This is a genomic window from Pseudoalteromonas sp. SR45-5 (assembly GCF_014163565.1).
Classification (GTDB): Bacteria; Pseudomonadota; Gammaproteobacteria; order Enterobacterales; family Alteromonadaceae; genus Pseudoalteromonas; species Pseudoalteromonas distincta.
Map to the genome: position 1 here is coordinate 1 of NZ_JACJDN010000944.1, position 996 is coordinate 996.

Here is a 996-nt window from a genome sequence, read left to right on the forward strand (position 1 = left end):
GAAAAAGAGTCAGCAACAGCGTTACGATATGCATCAAAAATGTACGCCGCGTTCTTAAAGCTTGCAGAGCAGCCAGAGCAAGAGCAAACCTTTAAAATATATAATTTACCTGAAGTAACGTGGAATGGTAAAGGTATGTTAGAAAACGGTTATGCAGCTCCATCAGAATGGATTGATGCCTATTTTTTAGCGGTGATTACTCGCGATACTGAAAGTATGGATAGCTTGGCAAATTTCCCTATAGAAACTATGAAACAAAGTGCGACACAAGCAGGCCCCGTTTCTTATAAGCTCGTTGAAGTTTTTCAAGCTTACCACCATCATCAAGCCGATTACCCAAAATTGCTTGACGAGTGTATGGGAATGGCTGTTAAGCAAAATGATGACTGGGCGATATATATTGCTTTCGGGTACTTAGAAACGCTAGCTGCTTTATCGCCAGCAACTTATGATGTTGGTTGTGATTTTAATGAAGCACTTGCCAAAAACGTACAAGCGCAAGAGCACTACCACATTTATGAGGCAGGTCCGGATCATGCCCCTGTAGATTCATTCTTGCCCCTACAATTACTCGGTATGGCTTGCATGTGGCACGATATGGGTAATGAGGTAACGGTTGAAAGTGATTCACTTCCTCGTTTTTTAATTAATGGAACTTATTTTAAATAATTAGAAATATAGGTAAGGAGGCCCAAACCACTATGTTTGGTTTAATAAAAAAATATGACGTACACATGTGCTCTGAAGTTAAAGGGATTATTACTTTAAACGGTAATCCCGTTGAAGGTGTTTTAATTAATCGCAGCCTTAAATTTGCACATAAAATTGAAAAAGAAGATCAGGTTATTACAGCTTCCGATGGCGCGTTTAATATGCCAGAAGTTGTTGTTGAGTCAAAAATACCCGGTGATATGTTTTCCCATGAAGTTACTTATCAACTTATTACTGCAATTCATGGCGGTGAAGAATATGAGCTTTGGAGCTCAAAGCTCAATG

The 996-nt window shown here is 39.2% G+C and carries 2 protein-coding genes; both read left to right on the forward strand.

The annotated features are described in order from the left end of the window. On the forward strand, positions 1 to 669 hold a 669-nt coding region (locus tag H5072_RS20245; protein ID WP_182694612.1), incomplete at its 5' end, for an immunity 49 family protein. Between the two features lie 32 nt (positions 670 to 701). Continuing rightward, on the forward strand, positions 702 to 996 hold a 295-nt coding region (locus H5072_RS20250; protein ID WP_404936345.1), incomplete at its 3' end, for a DUF6795 domain-containing protein.